This window comes from Amphritea sp. HPY (assembly GCF_050870985.1).
Lineage (GTDB): Bacteria > Pseudomonadota > Gammaproteobacteria > Pseudomonadales > Balneatricaceae > Amphritea.
This window is the reverse complement of sequence record NZ_CP194015.1, coordinates 4862465-4886365: the sequence shown is the minus strand read 5'-3', so window position 1 is coordinate 4886365 and position 23901 is coordinate 4862465. Positions and strand designations below refer to the sequence as shown.

Here is a 23901-nt window from a genome sequence, read left to right as displayed (position 1 = left end):
CCCTTAATTAGCTGATCCCTGGGCGGCTAATGACTGCATCCGCTCAATGACCGTACTGGCTAATTCGTCAGCGTTAAACTTACCGATAAAAGCATTCGCTCCCACTCGTTTGACCATCGACAGATTAAATCGACCACTGAGGGAGCTGTGCAAAACCACATGCAGACCACGCAACCTTACATCTTCCCGAATCTTCTTCACAAAAGAATAGCCATCCATTTCCGGCATCTCAATATCAGAAATAACCATCAGAAAAAGCGAGGAAATATCAATATCCTTATCCGCCAGGCGCAACAAAATATCCAGCGCAACCCGACCATTATTCGCTGTTGTAACCTTAACATTGAGACTTTCAAGGGCGGTTTTTAGTTGATTACGGGCAACACTCGAGTCATCAACCACCAGAATATGGTGATGTTCAGCCCGCTGTTTAACTTCTTCAGTCGCGATCCCCTTGCTCACCTCGGCCGAGACCGGAATCAGATCGGACAACACCTGTTCCACATCCAATATCTCAATCAATTTGCCGTCATGCTCTACCACTGCGGTCAGATAGTTGCCACCCGCCAATTCCATCGGTGGTGCCGACACATGATCCCATTTGGTTGGCAAAATGCGATCCACCCGACGTACCAGAAAAGATAAAACCATCCGGTTATATTCAGTCACAATAAGAAAGCAATCCGCTCGCTGATCTTCAGCTACAGGCGCCTCACCGATCGCTTCTCCCAGGTCAATCACAGGAATAGTCTCGCCCCGGATATGTGCCAACCCTTTTAGCGATGAATGCTGCTTCGGAATACCGGTAAGGTCAGGGCAGGGCAGCACCTCTCTTACCTTAAAGACATTGATACCGTATTCCTGATTACTATTGAGGCCAAACAATAGCAACTCCAGCCGGTTTTGGCCTGACTGGCTGGTGCGTTGGTTTACAGTACTGTTGATACCTGACATGATGATCTCTGCATATTTAGCAACGACGAAAAAACTTTGATCAAAACCATTTATTACGGCCTTGCCAGTAAATTGAAGCACAGTGTGTTCACTGCTGTGTTAATCACACTTATAGCGATCTTCGCCCACCCAGTAAAGAGCTATGCCGGCGACATCCGTACAGGAATTACACAACAGGCAGAAAACCACCTCCTCTCGCTATACTATGCACAGGCCCCCCTGGCACGAACAGTTATTAAACTGAACCCCCTGCCTGCAACGCTTGCAAACAGACCCTGCAATCAGCCAATAGCCTTTATCCATGCGCCTGTACGCTCCAGCAGATTATCCCTTAAAGCAAAATGCAGCAGCCCGGAATGGACAATTTTCATCACTGGAAGTATCGAGCAATGGCGCGCCATCGCCACCAGTAGCCGACCGCTGAGCAAAGGCACCATTTTGGGAGATCGGGACATTTTTTTGCAGGATATCGATGTCCGCCGTTTCAACAAACCTTACTTCCTCGATGCCAGTGAATTGATTGGCCGGGAGCTGAAACGAAGTTTGGGCCAACACAAGCCATTCTCGCCCTCGCTACTGGCAAAGCATATGCTGGTCAAAAAAGGTGATATGGTTTACATCGAAGCAGGTGTTACTAATATGCAGATTCGCATGACAGGAACAGCGCTGCAGGATGGCACCATGGGACAACAAATATCCGTACAAAACAATCGCTCCGGTAAAGTCGTTCGTGGCTATGTAACGGCCAAAGGCGTGATTAATGTTTCCCGCTAACAGAAACGTCGCCACCTCCCGGGCAGACTGCTATAATTTCGCTACTCAAAAGTAAAATTTTGCTAAAGGTTTCTCTGCGGTAGCCGATAGCTTTGCTCAGAACATTATGAGGACCAGAAGATGGTTATGGATATCACGAGTTATACGTCAAACCAGGCGACTACCTCTCGTGGCAAGGTAAATGAGCAACCTGCAGCCGCGAACAAGGCGCAAACCACTGAGACAGCGCCTGAGAGCAGCGTTACGAACAGTAACGTCAGCCTCAGCGATGCAGCACAGGCAATTCAGAAAGGTGTAGAGCAGCTTTCAAACGAAACCGGCAGCATCAACGAACAACGGGTCGCCGAACTTAAAGCCGCAATCGATAACGGTACGTACCAGATAGATTACGAAAGCACCGCACGTAATCTTTTCCAGATCGAAACTCAACTGGACTAACCAAGAACGTGTCATCGCTACCGCCATTCGAACCACTCAATGCCCTGACCCATCAGGGCGTTTTGCTGCTCGATACTCTGGAAAAATTGCTTGAGCAGGAATTCGAGGCGCTCAATCAGCGCAATATCGATCAGCTGCAACAACTCATCGTACAGAAAACCGACGCACTTACTCAGCTGGAAGAAAACAATACTGCCCGAAATCAGCTATTTATACAGGCTGGCATCACGCCAAATAAAGCAGGTCTTCAGCAATACTGTGACCAGCTACCTGAGACTCAGGCGACGACGTTCAAAAGCCAATGGAGCAAACTGGAGCAGATCTTGCACTCGGTTAACGATAAGAACCAGCGTAACGAACTGATCATCAGTCGAAACAGCCGTAATCTGGAACAATTACTGAGCATACTCCGCGGCCAGAACCAGAAAACAATGCTCTACGACCAGAGTGGAGAAAAGGGTAATTATTCAGCCCAGAGCCGAATTGGAAAAGCCTGATTTTCTTACTGTTTACGGGTGACGCCACCCACCAAAATATGTAGAATTGCCCCACTGCCTCCCCGTAGTTCAACCGGATAGAATAGGGCCCTCCTAAGGCTTAGATAGGGGTTCGAGTCCTCTCGGGGAGGCCAGTCTTACCCTATATCGAATTACTTCAACAAAACACCAAGGGACCCAGACGGTAGCTCACCCGGATCCTGACTACGCAGCTTCTTCAGCAGTATTTTCTTATCATTCAGTTCGCCATCCAGAACCCGGCGCTCGACCAGCCCCAGGTACCGATCAACCATTTTAAGTCGCCCGTCCCGACGCTCCTTATCATCCCGCGCAGTCTCCAGAAACAGCTGCGCCAGATTCAATACTGCTGCGTGATTATTGAAGTCAAAATCAACAGCAGCACCAAATGATTTAATCGAGGCACCTACTTTTCCAGCCAGGTAATGTTTAATACCCAGGCGATTTGCTTTTTCACTCATCTCAGGGTTAAGCCGCTTAGGCTTGGCTTCAGTCTGCTCTGCTACTGGTTTAGCAGGCTTTTCAAGAACAGGTACGGCATCGCCGGACATAACCAGCAGTTCCCGATCCAGATCAACCGGCGTTTCAAGCTGACGGTTAACCAGCTTGGCCTCCCGCAGAAAACGCTCCTTTTCTTTGCTCTCACCTATCGCTTCCGCAAACTGGCTGCGAATCAGGAACGCTTTAACTTCAGACTCGGTATCTGCAGGAAATTTCTTTCGCGCACTGACCAACAGCCCATCGATCTCACGTTCGATCTGCTCCTGAGTGGCATCATCAGCCCCTTTGACCTCCATCCGCCGGATATTTGCCAGCTTCAGGTAAGGTTCTGCCGAGCGGTAACAGCTGTGCCGACCTAACGAGATAGATTTACGATAAGCTCCCTTCGCCAGTTCTATCTCCTGGGTCTGTATTGCCACCCTGCCCAACTCCATCTGTCGTGGAATGCCTAACGGTGCTCTTGCGGTAGCCTGCTTCAGAGTGTCTCTTGCCTGCTCAAGATCGCCCATACGCTCATGCACTTCAGCTAACAGATCATAAGCCGCGATCAACAGCGGATGATTGCTAATAAGCTCTTGTAGCAACTGCTCTGAGGCGTCCAGATCATCCAGGCCACAGTAAGCCTGAGCCAGATACAGTCCGGCCTCTTTATCTCTGGACTGCCAGTAGATCGCATCAAATAGCTGCTTCGCCTGTTCATACTCATTAAGCTGAAGCAGGAGTGTGCCGCGCAGCAATTGCAGGTGGTCGTAATCAGGATGCTGCCGATCAATCAGCGCTTCGCAAATCTGCAGCGCCTGGTGCAAGGCTCCTGACTCAATAGCCAGATCAACCGGGCGTAACGATTTTTTACGCCGCATAATCTGATCGAGGCGATATTTTAGCTCTTCTATTGAAAATGGCTTAGTGATCAGATCGTCAGGGTGACTATCTATAGCGTGTAAAATAACTTCCTGGGACGAGTCACTGGTCATACAGATCCAGGCCGCACTGGGCTTGATGTAGCCTCTAAAACGCGCCTCTTCAAGGATCTGAATACCGGTAATACTATCGCTGGCGTTATGCCCCAGCAGAATCACATCAAAATCATTCTGCGCAATTAGTGAAATTACCCGATCATTGATGGTAATGGCCTTAACATTACTGATACCCAGCTCACGCAGCATATAGTAGATGGTTGCGCGCATATTACCGCTGCTGTCGATCAGCAATACATTTTTATCACTGTAATCAACATTAATTTCCGACAGCTTTTCACGGATCACACTCACTGGGCGCCATATCCTTACTTTCAAACAATAAGTTGATTATATGAGTCGCAGTAGGGAGTAGAAAGTAAAAACACACCAAAACGGGATCTGATTTATTTCAGGCAAAAAAAAGCACCGGTGTAGGGTGAAACACTCGGTGCTAAATACAGTTCTATGCTGTGACAAACATACTAGCCCCAAACACCAAAACAGATAATGATCCAAATCAAGATTGCAATCTTTTAATGATGATTTACTACAACCTTTGACTAAGCGCTGCCACAGTGGTATTCCAGTAAACTTAAGAAAAATAAAAGAATCTGAGCCAATATGACTACCGCATTTATTACCCACCAGGATTGTGGCCTGCACAACATGGGCCCGGAGCATCCGGAAAGCCCGATTCGACTACTGGCGATTCAGAAAGTGCTGCAGAAAACCGGCCTTATCGACCAGCTAAGACAGATGGAGTCGGTACACGTAACTAAAGAACAGATCCAACTCGCACACGCCAACCTGCATCAGACCAGGCTTGAAATGAAGCTGCCAGCTGAAGGCGTAGTTTATGCCGATGAAGATACTGCGCTTTGTCCCGACTCTTTGCACGCAGCCAGCCTTGCTGCAGGTTCTACCGTACTGGCAACCAATCAGGTTCTGGCGGACAAAGTCGACAACGCTTTCTGTGCAGTCCGCCCACCTGGTCATCATGCAGAGCACAATGCCGCTATGGGCTTCTGTTTTTTTAATAACGTTGCCATTGGTGCTCTGCACGCCCTGCTGCAGCCTAATGTTAACCGGGTTGCGATTGTCGATTTCGACGTACACCACTGTAATGGCACGGTCGATATCTTTAAAGACAAACCCGAAGTACTGGTTTGCTCAACCTTTCAGCATCCCTACTATCCCGAACGTTATTCCGATATTCAGCGCGACAATATTATTAACTGCCCTATCGAAGCCCATACCCGCGCCTCTGTATTCAGGGAGCAGCTGGAGAAGTTCTGGCTACCCGCAATCCAGAGCCACAAACCGGATATCATCTTTATCTCTGCAGGGTTTGATGCGCACCACGAAGACCCGATGGCCGATCTTAACCTGACTGAAGACGATTACCGCTGGGCGACTCAGCTGTTGATGGATGCTGCACGCACAACCTGCGGCGGACGTATCGTATCGGTACTGGAAGGTGGCTATAACCCTGTAGCTCTGGCTTTCAGTGTGCAGGCACACTTAGAAGTGATGGCTGGCTATTAGCCAGGCATCACTTCTAAGCAGTAACTAGAACGTCGCTTCGCGACTCGCTAGATCGCCGAACAGGTTCTGCTAGCTAGTGGCCAGAAAAAGCCTTCTTTAATGAATGAGGTGAAAACGCAGGTGTAAGGGAGGGCGTGCTTTTAGCTTATGATCTTGCCTTTGACTTTTCTAGCCACTAGCAGGAAGGTTTACCTTCCGATCTAGCAAGCGACGCAGTCGCGTCTAGCGAGGAAAACTTGTTTTCCGGTCTAAGCTTTCGACACAAAAAAGCCGCTGCTCTTCATTAAGAGCAGCGGCTTTTTCAGTGTCCGTGTGCGTTTAGCCAACGAACTTGATCATCACACCAGCCGCTACCGCAGAACCGATTACACCGGCTACGTTAGGACCCATCGCGTGCATCAGCAAGAAGTTCTGAGAATTAGCTTCCAGACCCAGCTTATTAGATACCCGCGCCGCCATAGGTACAGCAGATACGCCCGCAGAACCGATCAGCGGGTTGATAGAGTTACCACCCTGCATCTTGTTCATGATCTTAGCCATCAGGACACCACAGGCAGTACCGATACCGAATGCAACAACACCCAGCAGCAGGATACCCAGTGTTTCAACGTCCAGGAACTTGTCAGCAGACAGCTTAGAACCAACAGACAGACCCAGGAAGATGGTTACGATGTTGATCAGGGCGTTCTGAGCTGTATCGCTCAGACGATCCACAACACCACACTCACGCATCAGGTTACCGAAACAGAACATACCCAGCAGTGGTGCCGCATCCGGTAGCAACATAGCCACTAGCATCAGCAGAACGATCGGGAACATGATCTTTTCAGACTTGGTTACGTGGCGTAGCTGAACCATCGCAATCTTACGTTCCCGCTCGTTAGTCAGGGCACGCATGATTGGCGGCTGGATCATAGGTACCAGTGCCATGTAAGAGTAAGCCGCTACGGCGATAGCACCCAGCAGATCCGGCGCCAGCAAGCTTGCCACATAGATCGCAGTCGGGCCATCAGCACCACCGATGATACCGATAGCGGCTGCATCCTGAATACTGAAGTCCATCAGACCCAGAGTCGTCAGGCCAACCGCACCCAGTACGGTAGCAAAGATACCGAACTGCGCCGCAGCACCCAGGAACAGAGTCTTTGGATTTGCCAGCAGAGGACCAAAATCGGTCATCGCACCAACACCCATAAAGATCAACAGGGGCGCGACGCCAGAGGCGATAGCAACGGTATAGAAGTTATACATCATACCGTTGTTGTAGCCGTTATCATTGGCCGCATATACAGCCGCTGTATGAGCCTGAGCAGATGATGCGTTATACGCCTCTTTAATTGCATAAGGATCAACAGAGTCAATACCCAGTGCTGAAGCCAGCGCCTGCATTACTTCGGGACCGCCCAGATGCAGAGCATTTTCTACAGCAGAAAATGCAAGACCCGCTTCCGGAATATTGGCCATGATGCCACCAAAACCGATCGGAACCAGCAGCAGTGGCTCAAAGTTCTTGCGAATCGCAAGGAACAACAGCAGCAAGCCAACCAGAATCATCACGACCTGACCCGGGGTAAGGTTGTAAATCCCGGAGGCATGCCATAGGTTAAGTAGGTTTTCCATAAAGAACCCGCCCTTATGCCAGAGTCAGCAGGCTGTCGCCAACCTGTACAGCATCGCCTTCTTTAACGTCAACAGTCACTACAGTACCCGCACGAGCGGCACGCACTTCAGTTTCCATCTTCATCGCTTCCAGGATTACCAGTACATCACCTTCCTGAACAGCCTGACCTGCAGCCACTTCAACCTTCCAGATGTTACCCGCCAGTGGAGCCGGTACGGATTCTGCAGGACCGGCAGCAGGTGCAGCGGCAGCAGCAGGTGCAGCAGCAGGCGCAGCAGCGGTGATATCACCACCTTCAGAAACCTGAACAACGTAGTTCTGCCCATTAACGTTGATAGTATAAGTCTGTGGACCAGTATTCTTAGGTGCAGCCATTGCTAGGGCGTCCTCTAATGTAGGTGCGGGTTCAAATGCGTCTGGGTTGCCGCGATTTTCAAGGAATTTAAGACCAACTTGTGGGAACAGAGCGTAAGTCAGAACGTCATCAATTTCGTTCTCACCCGCTGCCAGGCTTGCGCCCTTCTCAGCAGCCAGCTCTTTAAGTTCAACAACCAGCTTATCCATTTCAGGCTCAAGCTGATCGGCAGGACGACAGGTAATTGCTTCACCTCCATCCAGCACTCGCGCTTGCAGCTCAGCGTTATAAGGCGCTGGAGCAGCACCGTATTCGCCTTTCAGAATACCCTGAACTTCTTTAGAAATAGTTTTGTAGCGCTCCCCCATCAGAACGTTGATTACCGCCTGGGTACCAACAATCTGAGAAGTAGGCGTTACCAGCGGGATCATACCAAGGTCTTCACGAACCCGTGGGATCTCAGCCAGTACGTCATCGAACTTATCGGAAGCATTCTGCTCACGCAGCTGGTTTTCCATATTGGTCAGCATGCCACCAGGCACCTGAGCAACCAGGATACGGGAGTCAGTACCACGCAGAGAACCTTCGAACTTAGCATACTTCTTACGTACTTCACGGAAGTAAGCTGCGATCTCTTCCAGCTGTAGCAGATCCAGACCGGTATCACGGTCGGTACCTGCCAGTGCAGCTACAACAGATTCAGTCGCTGTATGACCGTAAGTCATGGACATAGAGGAAATTGCTGTATCGACACGGTCGATACCGGCTTCTACCGCTTTCAGGATAGTCATGTCAGACAGACCGGAAGTTGCATGTGCATGCAACTGAACTTCCAGATCAGTTTGCGCCTTCAGACGGGAAACCAGATCGAAGCCATCGTAAGGTGTCAGGATACCGGACATATCCTTGATTACGATGGAATCTGCACCCATATCTTCCAGAGTCTTAGCGTACTCTACCCAGGTGTCATTGGTATGTACTGCACTCTTGGTATAAGAGATGGTGCCCTGAGCGTGCTTACCGGTTGCCTTAACTGCCTTAACTGCAGTTTCAAGGTTACGCGGATCGTTCATCGCATCGAAGATACGGAATACGTCCACACCGTTGTGAGCAGCACGTTCAACGAACTTGTTTACTACGTCGTCAGCATAATGACGATAGCCCAGCAAGTTCTGACCACGCAGCAACATCTGTTGCTTAGTGTTCGGCATTACTTTCTTCAATTCGCGAATGCGCTCCCAAGGATCCTCACCGATAAAACGGATACAGGAATCAAAGGTTGCGCCGCCCCAGCTTTCGAGGGACCAGAAGCCAACTTTATCCAGCTTCTCAGCGATTGGCAGCATGTCATCCAGGCGCATACGAGTAGCAAACAATGACTGGTGTGCGTCACGCAGTACTACGTCGGTAATGCCAAGAGGTTTTTTATCGGACATGGGTATAGGCCTTTTGTCGATTATTACTCTTAAGGTTAAATTCTTTGTCTTTGCCGTTACTTAACGGGAGCGGTACTGGTGAACCGCCGCTGTCATTACAGCGATCAATTCATCATTATTACCGGCTGCCGCAGCAGGTGCCGCTGGCTTTTTAGGCTTAGGTTCCGGCTCAGGTACCAGCTTGTTAACAAGCTTGGACATGAAACCGGTTGCAAAAACCAGCAGTGTCAGGAATACGAAAACGAATCCCATTCCAAAGACCATTAAATTAAGGCCTTCTGACATTAGATTATCCATCTAACGGGAGCTCCTCTGTGTATCGAAACCCATAAGTCTGCCGTTGGCTTGTGACCGCAGTATCACCCCCGGAGGGACTAACCGGCTGTGGCAGAACAGATGAACAGTTAATAAATGGTCAACAATTAAACCCGAAAACGCGTTAACTGGCAACCGATTAGGTCATAAATACATGACATAAAGTACTGCAAACTTCTGTAAAAAAACTACAAAAATCTTTGAAAATCCATAAAGTTAAGATCCTAACTTTTGCTGATTTTATCTAATCTATTCAGGCTTCTGGGCGAAAAACACCAACATTCAGATGCCCTTTCTCCTGTAGGTGTTGAGCATGCATCTGACTCATCATGCCCTTTTCACAATACAGTAAATATTCCTTTTCCTGATCCAGCTCAGCAAAACCTGATTCCAGCTTAAAGAACGGAATTGTCAACACTTCGGCCTTCGGCATATTCAGCGGCTTACGTTCCTGCTCATGCTCAGCACGGATATCAATGATCACCTGATTGTCTCCGACTTTGGTCATCGCGGCGATGTCTGCATGTATGTTGACATCTTCAACCATTTTATCGATTGCAATTACCTGAGCGTTCTCCAGCGCCTGTTCCAGCACACTGTAGTCAAAGTTAGCCTCTTCTTCTTCGATCCGGCTTAGCTTGGCATTAGTGGTCGGCCGGTCTGAAATAACACCACAATATTCCGGAATATTCTTCGCCATATCATAAGCACCCAACTGCTTAGTCAGGTCGATAATATCTTGCTTATCCATAGTGATCAGAGGACGTATTACCAGTTTATCTGTCACAGAATCAATGATTTGCAGATTCGGCAAGGTCTGACTGGACACCTGAGCAATACATTCACCGGTGACAATCGCCGGCAGTTTCATCCGATCGGCAACCTTTTCTGCCGCCCGCATCATCATCCGCTTCAATATCACCCCCATCTGGGTGTGATGGACGTTTTGTAGTATTTCTCCAACAACCTCATCGAACGGAACGCTGATAAACTTAACCCTTGCAGCCGTACCGTAGCGCTGCCACAAGTGCAATGAGATCTGTTTTACGCCGATCTCATGGGCACGGCCACCGAGATTAAAGAACAGGAAGTGCGTTTTACAGCCACGGCGCATGGTCATATAGCTTGCAGCCACCGAATCAAAGCCTCCGGACACCAGTGACAACACCGCTTCCTGGCTGCCCAGTGGATAGCCCCCCAGGCCCGGATGCTGATGCGATATAACAAACAGATCCTCATTACGGATCTCAAGTTTCACTTTAACCTCAGGATTGTGCAGATCGACGCCTGCAGTATCACAGTGCTGCAGCAGACCACCACCAACATAACGCTCCAGATCACCAGACTTAAAGTCATGTTTACCGCCACGCTTGATCCGCACGACAAAGGTTTTGCCCTTCACCTTATCGGCATAAGCGGCCTTAGTGATCTGAAACACATTATCGAAATCACCCAGCGGATGCTGCACCACTTCGAGAAAATGCAGAATCCCCGGTGTGCGACTCATCACTTCGATAACCTGTTCGCGCAGCTGGGCATCTTCCGAAGGTACTTCTACTTCGACTTTATCCCACAGGCCACGAACCTTAATATCGTTATCCACTCGCTTCAGCGTTACCTGCAAATTAGACTGCAAACGCTGGATAAACCGTTTACGTACCGGCTTGCTCTTGATGGTAATTTCCGGAAACAGCTTAACGATGAACTTCATGATGGTTATCTATGCCAGGTTAAAAAGGCGGCCATTATACATCGCCGCTGCAGTGGGGCAAAATTCATGCTTACGACACTTTCATGCCTATAAAAACAAAAAAGAGGCCGCAGCCTCTTTTTTCTTCATTACCCCCTTTATTTCAACTTTCTCTTTAAATACTGGCTTACCACTCGATCTTTTCGATACCCTCAAAGGTCAGTTCGCTACCATCCGCCATGGTCACGACACCGGAGGTATCCGGATTCAGCTCCAACGCCTGAGCCGCAATGTCATATTCCAGTTCCTGACCATCGACGGTAATCGTCCATGGATTATCCGGGTCACTGGAACCATCAGCACTTAGCTCGATAGTATCGGTCCAGCCACCACCAGTACCACCAGAGAAGCTGTCGTTACCATCGAATGGGTTAAATACATAAGTATCGTTACCGCTGCCGCCGATAGCCGTATCATTGCCCTGACCACCAGACAACCTGTCATCATCGCTGCCGCCATCCAGAGTGTCATTACCTGCACCTCCGGAAAGAAGGTCAGCCCCCGAGCTACCATCCAGCTCATCATCACCCGCACCGCCGAAGACTTTGTCATCTCCAACTCCGCCGCCGACATAGTCATCGCCCTCACCGCCGGATACAATATCGTTACCATCGTTACCCCGGATATAGTCATCGCCGACGCCGCCAAATACTGCGTCATTCCCATCGTTGCCGCGCAGGGTGTCATCCCCCAGCCCACCTTCGATAACGTCGTTACCACCATCGCCCTGGACCTTTTCATCACTTTCATCTCCGATAAAATGGTCGTTATCAGAGCCGGCATGAAAAGTTCCATTGCCGGGGGTGCCCTCGATCAGATTCAGGCCGTCGGTATCAATATCATCAATGGTTGGTTCAGAGAATTCGTCACTATTTTGCCCCCCTCCAGAACTATATCCTTCTCCACCTGAGCTGCCACCACTGGCATTCACATCAACCGTGGTGGTTGCAGTATCACCACCATTCTCTTCCGTCGATGTCGCGCTCACCGTAAAGTTCAGTTCACCGGAACCTTCAGGCACGGTCACCCTCAAGCCTTCAAGATCGGCCTGACTCACGGTCCAGCTGCCATCTTCGTTATGTACACCAACCGATAAAACTGCACCATCAGGCAGACCGGAAATTGTAATATCACCAACAGATTCAGAACCATCGGTGTCAGTCAGCGAGACAGCGATATCCAGTGGGTATTCAACTATGGCAGGAACAGCTTCAACAACAGTGGTTTCCGTCAACTGAATATTATCCACAGTAAATGCAGATGAAGAGAAATAGCTACTGTTTGTGCTCTGCATATTAACCACTTCAATTCTTAGCGGTTCACCAAAGCCACTGAAGCCAGAGGGAAAATCACTGCTATCAACATTCAAAGTAACTGAAGTTGTCGTACTACTCGAAAGATTTATATTTGTATCATCAACCGAACCAACCAATTGATCACCAGCATACAATCTAATTTCAAAATCACCATTACCAGTGTCGTTTTTCAGCACCCCCAGATCTGCACTCAACGTATATTGGCTATTAGCAGAAAAGGTGTCACTCAGAGCCTGTTCTACCCCAGTATCACCACCAAGATAGAGCAGATTTTGACCATCACTGGTCTTGCCGCCCTGAGTATGTTTGCCGTTTGGATCAAGTACATCACTTTTCCCGCCGGTACCAGTATCCGACCAGCCGCTAACTGAATATGTACCCTTGCCACTTTTTAAGTTCGCATCTTCAAATGAGCTATTGTCTATAAGTAGCTGAACAGGATCACTAACACTGGCCTCAAACCCCTGGTGTATGATCGCTTCACCGACAGATACCTCAATGACCGGCGCGTAAGCTGTGTCGTCCTGGTCAATTACCTGAATAGTGTGTTGTTCGGAATATGTATTACCAGCTGAATCTGACACCTGAACGGTGATGTTATGGGATTCAGCTGACTCGAAGTCGATATTGGCACCGGCTTTCACCTGGATCTGATTGCCTACGATCTCGAAGTGACCGGAGGCATCGCTGGGCAGGCTATAGGTGAAGGTCTCACCAGCATCCTGATCGGCCGCCCCCAGAGTCGCCACAACGGTACCGCCCGTTGCGTTCTCATCCACAGACCCGCCGGACAGGGTAATATCGGTTGGGCCTTCGTTGAGGTTGTTTATGCTCAGGTCGAAGTTTTCAAAGTAGGTGTTGCCGGCAGAGTCGGTCACTTCAACGCTGACGTTGTGCAACTCAGCGGATTCGAAGTCGATATTGGCGCCGGCTTTCACCTGGATCTGATTACCCACGATCTCAAAGTTACCGGAGCTGTCGGCCAGATTATAGGTGAAGGTCTCACCGGCATCCTGATCGGCTGTGGTCAGCGTAGCGACCACAGTGCCACCGGTTGCGTTCTCATCCACAGAACCACCGCTCAGGGTGATATCGGTCGGGCCTTCGTTGAGGTTATTTACGCTCAGCGCGAAGTTTTCAGAGTAGGTGTTGCCGGCAGAGTCGGTCACTTCAACGCTGACGTTGTGCAACTCAGCGGATTCGAAGTCGATATTGGCGCCGGCTTTCACCTGGATCTGATTACCCACGATCTCAAAGTTACCGGAGCTGTCGGCCAGATTATAGGTGAAGGCCTCACCGACATCCTGATCGGCTGTGGCCAGCGTAGCGACCACAGCGCCACCGGTTGCGTTCTCATCCACAGAACCACCACTCAGGGTGATATCGGTCGGGCCTTCGTTGAGGTTATTTACGCTCAGCGCGAAGTTTTCAGAGTAGGTGTTGCCGGCAGAGTCGATCACTTCAACGCTGACGTTGTGCAACTCAGCGGATTCGAAGTCGATATTGGCGCCGGCTTTCACCTGGATCTGATTGCCGACGATCTCAAAGTTACCGGAGCTGTCGGTCAGGTTGTAGCTGAAGGTCTCGCCGGCATCGACATCAGTAGCACTAAGCGCTGCAACCACTATTCCCGATCCGGCATTTTCATCCACTGTATTTCCAACAGACGTTATTGCCACCGGTGCATCGTTGGTTCCCTGCAGATCGATGGTGACCAGTTGCTGCGCTGTGCCGCCGTCACCGTCGGATACAGTAACCGGTACTTGCAATTGAATACTTTCAGCCGAAGACAGGCTATCGTATGCGGTATCGGTCGGATCGAAGCTGTACTCGCCGGTATCACCGTCCAGAGTGAAGCCCGCCGGCAGATCGACATTTGCAGAGTATGAGAGATCGGTACCGGCATCGACATCGGAGCCTCCCAAGCTGCCAGAGATTACCGCATCGCCTTCGCTCACTTCACGGTTTACCGCCGCACCAGCCACCGGTGTATCGTTGGTGCCATCGATGGTGATGGTGATCATCTGCTGGGCTTCGCCGCCGTCACCGTCACTCACAGTCACCGGAATACTCAGGGTCTGGCTGTCGCCCACCGCCATGCTGTTATAGGCAGCGTCGGTTGGATCAAAACTGTACGCGCCGGTATCGGTATCCAGGGTGAAGCCCGCTGGGAGATCTACGTTCGCGTTGTAGCTAAGATCGGTGCCGGCATCGACATCGGAACCACCTAATGAACCGGAGATCGCGCTGTCGCCTTCGTTAACGTCAGCCACCACATTGGCACCGGCCACCGGGGCATCGTTGGTGCCATCGATGGTGATGGTGATCATCTGCTGTGCTTCACCGCCATCGCCATCCGATACGGTGACCGGGATGCTCAGGGTCTGGCTGTCGCCCACCGCCATGCTGTTGTAGGCAGCGTCGGTTGGATCAAAACTGTACGCGCCGGTATCGCTGTCCAGGGTAAAACCGGCTGGTAACGTGACATCGGCGTTATAGCTAAGATCGGTACCCGCATCGACGTCGGAACCGCCCAGACTACCGGAAATGGAACTGTCACCTTCTTGCACGTCAGCCACAACATTGGCACCGGCCACCGGCGCATCGTTGGTGCCACTCACGGTGATGGTGATCATCTGCTGTGCTTCACCGCCGTCGCCGTCACTGACAGTGACCGGAATGTCCAGGGTCTGACTGTCGCCCACCGCCATGCTGTTATAGGCAGCGTCGGTCGGATCAAAACTGTAGGTACCGGTATCGGTATCCAAGGTGAAACCCGCGGGTAACGTGACGTCTGCGTTGTACGAAAGATCGGTGCCGGCATCGACGTCGGAACCGCCTAATGAACCGGAGATCGCGCTGTCGCCTTCGTTAACGTCAGCCACCACGTTGGCACCGGCCACCGGGGCATCGTTGGTGCCACTCACGGTGATGGTGATCATCTGCAGGGCTTCGCCACCGTCACCATCCGATACGGTAACCGGAATACTCAGGGTCTGACTGTCACCCACCGCCATGCCGTTATAGGCAGCGTCGGTCGGATCAAAACTGTACGCGCCGGTATCGGTATCTAAAGTAAAGCCCGCCGGTAACGCCACATCCGCGTTGTAGCTAAGATCGGTGCCGGCATCGACGTCGGAACCGCCTAATGAACCGGAGATCGCTGCATCGCCTTCACTTACTTCAGCCACAACATTCGCACCGGCCACCGGGGCATCGTTGGTGCCATCAATCGTGATGGTGATCATCTGCGATACTTCGCCGCCGTCGCCATCCGATACGGTGACCGGGATGCTCAGGGTCTGACTATCGCCCACCGCCATGCTGTTATAGGCAGCGTCGGTCGGATCAAAACTGTACGCGCCGGTATCGGCATCCAGGGTGAAACCGGCAGGTAACGTGACATCGGCGTTGTAGCTTAGATCGGTACCCGCATCGACGTCTGAAACGCCTAAGGAGCCGGAGATTGCAGAGTCGCCTTCGTTAACGTCAGCCACCACGTTGGCACCGGCCACCGGCGCATCGTTGGTGCCATCGATCGTGATGGTGATCATCTGCTGTGCAGCACCGCCGTCGCCATCCGATACGGTGACCGGGATGCTCAGGGTCTGGCTGTCGCCCACCGCCATGCTGTTATAAGCGGCGTCGGTCGGATCAAAACTGTAGGCACCGGTATCGGCATCCAGGGTGAAACCCGCTGGCAGGTCGACTGTTGCGTTGTAACTAAGATCGGTGCCCGCATCAACGTCACTGCCGCCTAATGAACCGGAAATGGCACTGTCGCCTTCGCTGACTTCAGCCACCACATTGGCACCGGCTACCGGCGCATCGTTGGTGCCATCGATGGTGATGGTGATCATCTGCTGGGCTTCGCCGCCGTCACCGTCACTCACAGTCACCGGAATGCTCAGGGTCTGACTATCACCCACCGCCATGCTGTTATAGGCAGCGTCGGTTGGATCAAAACTGTACGCGCCGGTATCACTGTCTAAAGTGAATCCCGCCGGTAATGTAACATCCGCGTTGTAGCTAAGATCGGTTCCGGCATCGACAACTGAACCGCCTAAGGAGCCGGAGATCGCAGAATCGCCTTCGTTAACGTCAGCCACCACGTTGGCACCGGCCACCGGTGCATCGTTGGTGCCATCGATCGTGATGGTGATCATCTGCTGTGCAGCACCGCCGTCGCCATCGGATACGGTGACCGGGATGCTCAGGGTCTGACTATCACCCACCGCCATGCTGTTGTAAGCATCATCGGTCGGATCAAAGCTGTACGAGCCGGTATCAGCATCGAGTGTGAATCCGGCTGGGAGATCTACGTTCGCGCTGTACGAGAGATCGGTGCCGGCATCGACATCGCTGCCACCGAGAGAACCGGAGATCGCGCTGTCGCCTTCATCAACGTCAGCCACCACATTGGCACCGGCTACCGGTGCATCGTTGGTGCCACTCACGGTGATGGTGATCATCTGCTGGGCTTCGCCACCGTCACCATCGGATACGGTGACCGGAATACTCAGGGTCTGACTGTCACCCACCGCCATGCCGTTATAGGCAGCGTCGGTCGGATCAAAGCTGTACGCGCCGGTATCGCTGTCCAGAGTGAAACCGGCTGGGAGATCTACATTCGCGTTGTATGAAAGATCGGTACCGGCATCGACGTCGGAACCGCCTAAGGAGCCGGAGATTGCAGAGTCGCCTTCGTTAACGTCAGCCACCACGTTGGCACCGGCCACCGGCGCATCGTTGGTGCCATCGATCGTGATGGTGATCATCTGCTGTGCAGCACCTCCGTCGCCATCCGATACGGTGACGGGGATGCTCAGGGTCTGGCTGTCGCCCACCGCCATGCTGTTATAAGCGGCGTCGGTAGGATCAAAACTGTAGGCACCGGTATCGCTGTCCAGAGTGAAACCGGCTGGGAGATCTACATTCGCGTTGTATGAAAGATCGGTACCGGCATCGACGTCGGAACCGCCTAAGGAGCCGGAGATTGCAGAGTCGCCTTCGTTAACGTCAGCCACCACGTTGGCACCGGCCACCGGCGCATCGTTGGTGCCATCGATCGTGATGGTGATCATCTGCTGTGCAGCACCTCCGTCGCCATCCGATACGGTGACGGGGATGCTCAGGGTCTGGCTGTCGCCCACCGCCATGCTGTTATAAGCGGCGTCGGTAGGATCAAAACTGTAGGCACCGGTATCGGCATCCAGGGTGAAACCGACAGGGAGATCTACATTCGCGTTGTATGAAAGATCGGTACCGGCATCGACGTCGGAACCGCCTAAGGAGCCGGAGATTGCAGAGTCGCCTTCGTTAACGTCAGCCACCACGTTGGCACCGGCCAACGGGGCATCGTTGGTGCCATCGATGGTGATGGTGATCATCTGCGATACTTCGCCACCGTCACCATCGGTCACAGTCACCGGAATGCTCAGGGTCTGACTGTCGCCCACCGCCATGCTGTTATAGGCAGCGTCGGTCGGATCAAAACTGTAGGCACCGGTATCGGTATCCAGGGTGAAACCCGCTGGCAGATCAACATCGGCGTTGTAGCTAAGATCGGTACCGGCATCGACGTCGGAGCCGTCTAATGAACCGGAGATTGCAGAGTCGCCTTCGTTAACTTCAGCCACCACGTTCGCACCGGCCACCGGCGCATCGTTGGTGCCATCGATAGTAATGGTGATCATCTGCGATACTTCGCCACCGTCCCCGTCACTGACGGTCACGGGAATACTCAGAGTCTGGCTGTCGCCCACCGCCATGCCGTTATAGGCATCGTCGGTTGGATCAAAACTGTACGCGCCGGTATCGGCATCCAGGGTGAAACCCGCTGGCAGGTCGACTGTTGCGTTGTAACTAAGATCGGTGCCCGCATCAACGTCACTGCCGCCTAATGAACCGGAGATCGCTGCATCACCTTCGTTAACGTCAGCCACCACGTTGCCACCGGCCACCGGCGCATCGTTCGTGCCATCGATCGTGATGGTGATCATCTGCTGTGCAGCACCGCCGTCACCGTCACTCACAGTCACCGGAATGCTCAGGGTCTGACTGTCGCCCACCGCCATGCTGTTATAGGCAGCGTCGGTTGGATCAAAACTGTACGCGCCGGTATCGGTATCCAGGGTGAAGCCCGCTGGGAGATCTACGTTCGCGTTGTAGCTAAGATCGGTGCCGGCATCGACATCGGAACCACCTAATGAACCGGAGATCGCGCTGTCGCCTTCGTTAACGTCAGCCACCACGTTGGCACCGGCCACCGGGGCATCGTTGGTGCCACTCACGGTGATGGTGATCATCTGCAGGGCTTCGCCACCGTCACCATCCGATACGGTGACCGGAATACTCAGGGTCTGACTGTCACCCACCGCCATGCCGTTATAGGCAGCGTCGGTCGGATCAAAACTGTACGCGCCGGTATCGGTATCTAAAGTAAAGCCCGCCGGTAACGCCACATCCGCGTTGTAGCTAAGATCGGTGCCGGCATCGACGTCGGAACCGCCTAATGAACCGGAGATCGCTGCATCGCCTTCACTTACTTCAGCCACAACATTCGCACCGGCCACCGGGGCATCGTTGGTGCCATCAATCGTGATGGTGATCATCTGCGATACTTCGCCGCCGTCGCCATCCGATACGGTGACCGGGATGCTCAGGGTCTGACTATCGCCCACCGCCATGCTGTTATAGGCAGCGTCGGTTGGATCAAAACTGTAGGCACCGGTATCGGCATCTAAGGTGAAGCCTGCTGGTAAAGCTACGTCTGCGCTGTATGAAAGATCGGTACCGGCATCGACGTCGGAACCGCCTAAGGAGCCGGAGATTGCAGAGTCGCCTTCGTTAACGTCAGCCACCACGTTGGCACCGGCCACCGGTACATCGTTGGTGCCATCGATAGTAATGGTGATCATCTGCTGTGCTTCGCCACCGTCGCCGTCACTGACAGTCACCGGAATGCTCAGGGTCTGACTATCACCCACCGCCATGCTGTTGTAAGCAGCGTCGGTCGGATCAAAACTGTATGCACCGGTATCACTGTCTAAAGTGAATCCGGCTGGTAACATGACATCGGCGTTGTAGCTAAGATCGGTGCCGGCATCGACATCGGAACCGCCTAATGAACCGGAGATCGCTGCATCGCCTTCACTTACTTCAGCCACCACATTGGCACCGGCCACCGGCGCATCGTTGGTGCCATCGATCGTGATGGTGATCATCTGCTGGGCAGCACCGCCGTCGCCATCCGATACGGTGACCGGAATACTCAGAGTCTGGCTGTCGCCCACCGCCATGCTGTTATAGGCAGCGTCGGTCGGATCAAAACTGTACGCGCCGGTATCGGTATCCAGGGTGAAACCGGCTGGCAGATCAACATCGGCGTTGTAGCTAAGATCGGTACCGGCATCGACGTCGGAGCCGCCTAATGAACCGGAGATTGCAGAGTCGCCTTCGTTAACTTCAGCCACCACGTTCGCACCGGCCACCGGCGCATCGTTGGTGCCATCGATAGTAATGGTGATCATCTGCGATACTTCGCCACCGTCCCCGTCACTGACGGTCACGGGAATACTCAGAGTCTGGCTGTCGCCCACCGCCATGCCGTTATAGGCATCGTCGGTTGGATCAAAACTGTACGCGCCGGTATCGGCATCCAGGGTGAAACCCGCTGGCAGGTCGACTGTTGCGTTGTAACTAAGATCGGTGCCCGCATCAACGTCACTGCCGCCTAATGAACCGGAGATCGCTGCATCACCTTCGTTAACGTCAGCCACCACGTTGCCACCGGCCACCGGCGCATCGTTCGTGCCATCGATCGTGATGGTGATCATCTGCTGTGCAGCACCGCCGTCACCGTCACTCACAGTCACCGGAATGCTCAGGGTCTGACTGTCGCCCACCGCCATGCTGTTATAGGCAGCGTCGGTTGGATCAAAACTGTACGCGCCGGTATCGGTATCCAGGGTGAAGCCCGCTGGGAGATCTACGTTCGCGTTGTAGCTAAGATCGGTGCCGGCATCGACATCGGAACCACCTAATGAACCGGAGATCGCGCTGTCGCCTTCGTTAACGTCAGCCACCACGTTGGCACCGGCCACCGGGGCATCGTTGGTGCCACTCACGGTGATGGTGATCATCTGCAGGGCTTCGCCACCGTCACCATCCGATACGGTGACCGGAATACTCAGGGTCTGACTGTCACCCACCGCCATGCCGTTATAGGCAGCGTCGGTCGGATCAAAACTGTACGCGCCGGTATCGGTATCTAAAGTAAAGCCCGCCGGTAACGCCACATCCGCGTTGTAGCTAAGATCGGTGCCGGCATCGACGTCGGAACCGCCTAATGAACCGGAGATCGCTGCATCGCCTTCACTTACTTCAGCCACAACATTCGCACCGGCCACCGGGGCATCGTTGGTGCCATCAATCGTGATGGTGATCATCTGCGATACTTCGCCGCCGTCGCCATCCGATACGGTGACCGGGATGCTCAGGGTCTGACTATCGCCCACCGCCATGCTGTTATAGGCAGCGTCGGTTGGATCAAAACTGTACGCGCCGGTATCGCTGTCCAGGGTAAAACCGGCTGGTAACGTGACATCGGCGTTATAGCTAAGATCGGTACCGGCATCAACGTCGGAACCGCCTAATGAGCCGGAGATCGCGCTGTCGCCTTCTTGCACATCGGCGACCACGTTCGCACCGGCCACCGGCGCATCGTTGGTGCCGTCGATGGTGATGGTGATCATCTGCTGGGCTTCGCCGCCGTCGCCATCCGATACAGTGACCGGAATGCTCAGGGTCTGACTATCACCCACCGCCATGCTGTTGTAAGCAGCGTCGCTCGGATCGAAACTGTATGCACCGGTATCGGTATCTAAGGTGAAACCGGCAGGTAACGTGACATCGGCGTTGTAGCTTAGATCGGTACCCGCATCGACATCGGAACCGCCTAAGGAGCCGGAGATTGCAGAGTCGCCTTCGTTAACGTCAGCCACCACGTTGGCACCGGCCACCGGCGCATCGTTGGTGCCATCGATCGTGATGGTGATCATCTGCTGGGCAGCACCGCCGTCGCCATCCGATACGGTGACCGGAATACTCAGGGTCTGGCTGTCGCCCACCGCCATGCTGTTATAGGCAGCGTCGGTCGGATCAAAACTGTACGCGCCGGTATCGGTATCTAAGGTGAAACCGGCAGGTAACGTGACATCGGCGTTGTAGCTTAGATCGGTACCCGCATCGACGTCTGAACCGCCTAAGGAGCCGGAGATTGCAGAGTCGCCTTCGTTAACGTCAGCCACCACATTTGCACCGGCCACCGGCGCATCGTTGGTGCCATCGATCGTGATGGTGATCATCTGCTGGGCTTCGCCGCCGTCGCCATCCGATACGGTCACCGGAATACTCAGAGTCTGACTGTCGCCCACCGCCATGCTGTTGTAGGCATCGTCGGTTGGGTCAAAGCTGTACGCGCCGGTATCGCTGTCCAGGGTGAAACCGGCTGGTAACGTGACATCGGCGTTGTAGCTAAGATCGGTGCCGGCATCGACATCGGAACCGCCTAATAAACCGGAGATCGCGCTGTCACCTCCTTCAACAGACGCATTGACGTTCGCACCGGCCACCGGCGCATCATTAGTACCATCGATGGTGATGGTGATCATCTGCTGTGCAGCACCGCCGTCGCCATCGGTCACCGTCACCGGGATACTCAGGGTCTGGCTATCACCCACCGCCATGCTGTTATAGGCATCGTCGGTTGGATCAAAACTGTACGCGCCGGTATCGGTATCCAGAGTGAAACCGGCTGGGAGATCTACGTTCGCGTTGTAGCTAAGATCGGTACCGGCATCGACATCGGAACCGCCTAACGAACCGGAAATGGCGCTGTCGCCTTCGTTAACGTCAGCCACAACATTGGCACCGGCCACCGGCGCATCGTTGGTGCCATCGATCGTGATGGTGATCATCTGCTGGGCTTCGCCGCCGTCGCCATCCGATACAGTCACCGGAATACTCAGAGTCTGACTGTCGCCCACCGCCATGCTGTTGTAGGCAGCGTCGGTTGGGTCAAAGCTGTACGCGCCGGTATCGGTATCCAGGGTGAAACCGGCTGGTAACGTGACATCGGCGTTGTAGCTAAGATCGGTACCCGCATCGACGTCGGAACCGCCCAATAATCCGGAAATGGCGCTGTCGCCTTCATCTCCAGTGAAAACAAAGTCAGCTCCAGCGACCGGGCCGTCATTAGTACCAGTAATTGTAATTTTGATCTGAGCTGTACTTTCCAAGCCTCCACTATCGATCACTTTTACCGGGACTGTAATAATCTGGCTATCGCCTTGCGCCAAATGATCATAGCCGGCATCGGCGGGATCAAAGCTGTAATCACCGTTTGTGGATAACTCAAAACCGGCTGGCATTTCAAAACCATCTTCGATAACGAAAGTCAGCTGGTCATTTATATCCTGATCTTCCGCTTGTAGTGCAGCGCTAAATCTCCCGCCCCCCTCATTAAGCGCAAAAGCTGCAGAATCAAGCAAAGGAGCTTCGTTAATATCATTCAGGTCGATCGTAACTGTCTGTGTAAAACTATTTCCGGAGGAATCAGTTGCCGTTATCTCTACAGACAACTGCGACTGGCTTTCAAAATCTAAAACAGCACCTTCTTTTACCAGCAACTGAGTACCGACAACTTCAAACAGATCGGCCCCTACTCCGGTCAGTTCAAAAGCTGCCTCCGTATCATTATCCACATCCACTGCTATGAGGTTCGCTACAAATGTACCCGCCTCTGAATTTTCATCCAGGCTGCCAGCGGACAGCTCGATCGCTTGCGGTGCCTGGTTAATATATTCCTCAGTAAACTCTGCGAGATCATTAAAATCGATCCGTACCGGCACATCGATTTCGAAGCTACTGGTATTACTGGATACCTGAACCGCAAAAGAGAACTCTTCGCCAACCTGGGGAGTCAGATCCTGTTTCAGAGCAAGCCGTTCACCCATTAAAACAAAGCGATCATCATTCAGGGTAAAAGAAAAGTCTCCTCCTTCTACCGGAACACTCATGGCTGCCAAAACGGTACCCGCAGGAATAGCGCCTGATTCCGTTAATGAATCAAGCAACTCTGGTGCAGGCTCAAAACTAAATCCTTCAGATCGAATAGTTGGCAGCAAATCATCAGCAGTATCATGATCAATCCGCCCCTGAAGATTTTGCATAAACAACTCTTCTGACCTAAGTTCATCATGGCCATGCAGGTCATCTGACATTTTTCTGTTTGGATTAATACGCGCAGTGGCCTCCTGATTAAACAGGTCTTCTGTTGCCGCATTCCGGGTGGAATCAGAAGTTGGATACTTGTTATCAGCCATACAAAATGCCTCTACATCGAAATAATCCGGCCATC

The 23901-nt window shown here is 52.6% G+C and carries 11 protein-coding genes and 1 tRNA gene; 5 read left to right on the top strand and 7 right to left on the bottom strand.

The window, feature by feature from the left end; all coding sequences use genetic code 11:
• Positions 1–3 precede the first annotated feature (3 nt).
• The gene (locus ACQUQM_RS21685) at positions 4–954 is read right to left on the bottom strand and encodes a chemotaxis protein (protein ID WP_432471951.1); all 951 of its coding nucleotides are present in this window, start codon (positions 952–954) and stop codon (positions 4–6) included.
• Positions 955–990: 36 nt separating this feature from the next.
• Here ACQUQM_RS21685 and flgA point away from each other — a divergent pair, with 36 nt between their 5' ends.
• The 4 genes from flgA (at position 991) to ACQUQM_RS21665 (ending at position 2797) form a co-directional block, all read left to right on the top strand.
• Positions 991–1728: a flagellar basal body P-ring formation chaperone FlgA gene (gene flgA / locus ACQUQM_RS21680; RefSeq protein WP_432471950.1), complete on the top strand. Its 738-nt coding sequence runs from the start codon at positions 991–993 to the stop codon at positions 1726–1728.
• Positions 1729–1854: 126 nt separating this feature from the next.
• Complete coding sequence (gene flgM / locus ACQUQM_RS21675) at positions 1855–2166, top strand: flagellar biosynthesis anti-sigma factor FlgM (RefSeq protein ID WP_432471949.1); 312 nt, start codon at positions 1855–1857, stop codon at positions 2164–2166.
• Positions 2167–2174: 8 nt separating this feature from the next.
• Positions 2175–2663, top strand: coding sequence for a flagella synthesis protein FlgN (locus ACQUQM_RS21670; protein WP_432471948.1), 489 nt, complete (start codon positions 2175–2177; stop codon positions 2661–2663).
• Positions 2664–2721: 58 nt separating this feature from the next.
• Positions 2722–2797: transfer RNA gene (locus tag ACQUQM_RS21665), tRNA-Arg, on the top strand.
• 18 nt (positions 2798–2815) lie between these two features.
• Here the strand turns inward: ACQUQM_RS21665 and ACQUQM_RS21660 are convergent.
• Positions 2816–4453 carry a response regulator gene (locus tag ACQUQM_RS21660; RefSeq protein WP_432471947.1) on the bottom strand — a complete coding sequence of 546 codons (1638 nt, stop codon included), beginning with the start codon at positions 4451–4453 and terminating at the stop codon, positions 2816–2818.
• A 309-nt stretch (positions 4454–4762) separates the two neighbouring features.
• On the opposite strand from ACQUQM_RS21660, the gene ACQUQM_RS21655 reads away from it, so the two are divergent.
• Entirely contained in the window at positions 4763–5686 is a 924-nt protein-coding gene (locus ACQUQM_RS21655) for a histone deacetylase family protein (RefSeq protein ID WP_432471946.1), read from the top strand.
• Between the two features lie 318 nt (positions 5687–6004).
• On the opposite strand, the gene ACQUQM_RS21650 is transcribed toward ACQUQM_RS21655, so the two are convergent.
• The 5 genes from ACQUQM_RS21650 to ACQUQM_RS21630 form a co-directional block, all read right to left on the bottom strand.
• On the bottom strand, positions 6005–7306 hold the full coding sequence (locus tag ACQUQM_RS21650; RefSeq protein WP_432471945.1) for a sodium ion-translocating decarboxylase subunit beta: 1302 nt from the start codon (positions 7304–7306) through the stop codon (positions 6005–6007).
• A 13-nt stretch (positions 7307–7319) separates the two neighbouring features.
• Positions 7320–9098 (bottom strand): sodium-extruding oxaloacetate decarboxylase subunit alpha, encoded by a 1779-nt coding sequence (oadA, locus tag ACQUQM_RS21645; protein WP_432471944.1) that lies wholly within the window; start codon positions 9096–9098, stop codon positions 7320–7322.
• 60 nt (positions 9099–9158) lie between these two features.
• Positions 9159–9395, bottom strand: coding sequence for an OadG family protein (locus ACQUQM_RS21640; protein WP_432471943.1), 237 nt, complete (start codon positions 9393–9395; stop codon positions 9159–9161).
• Positions 9396–9666: 271 nt separating this feature from the next.
• Positions 9667–11124: a tRNA uracil 4-sulfurtransferase ThiI gene (gene thiI / locus ACQUQM_RS21635; RefSeq protein ID WP_432471942.1), complete on the bottom strand. Its 1458-nt coding sequence runs from the start codon at positions 11122–11124 to the stop codon at positions 9667–9669.
• Between the two features lie 166 nt (positions 11125–11290).
• A complete protein-coding gene (locus tag ACQUQM_RS21630) occupies positions 11291–23866 on the bottom strand; it encodes a VCBS domain-containing protein (RefSeq protein WP_432471941.1) in 12576 nt (4191 codons plus the stop codon).
• Positions 23867–23901 lie beyond the last annotated feature (35 nt).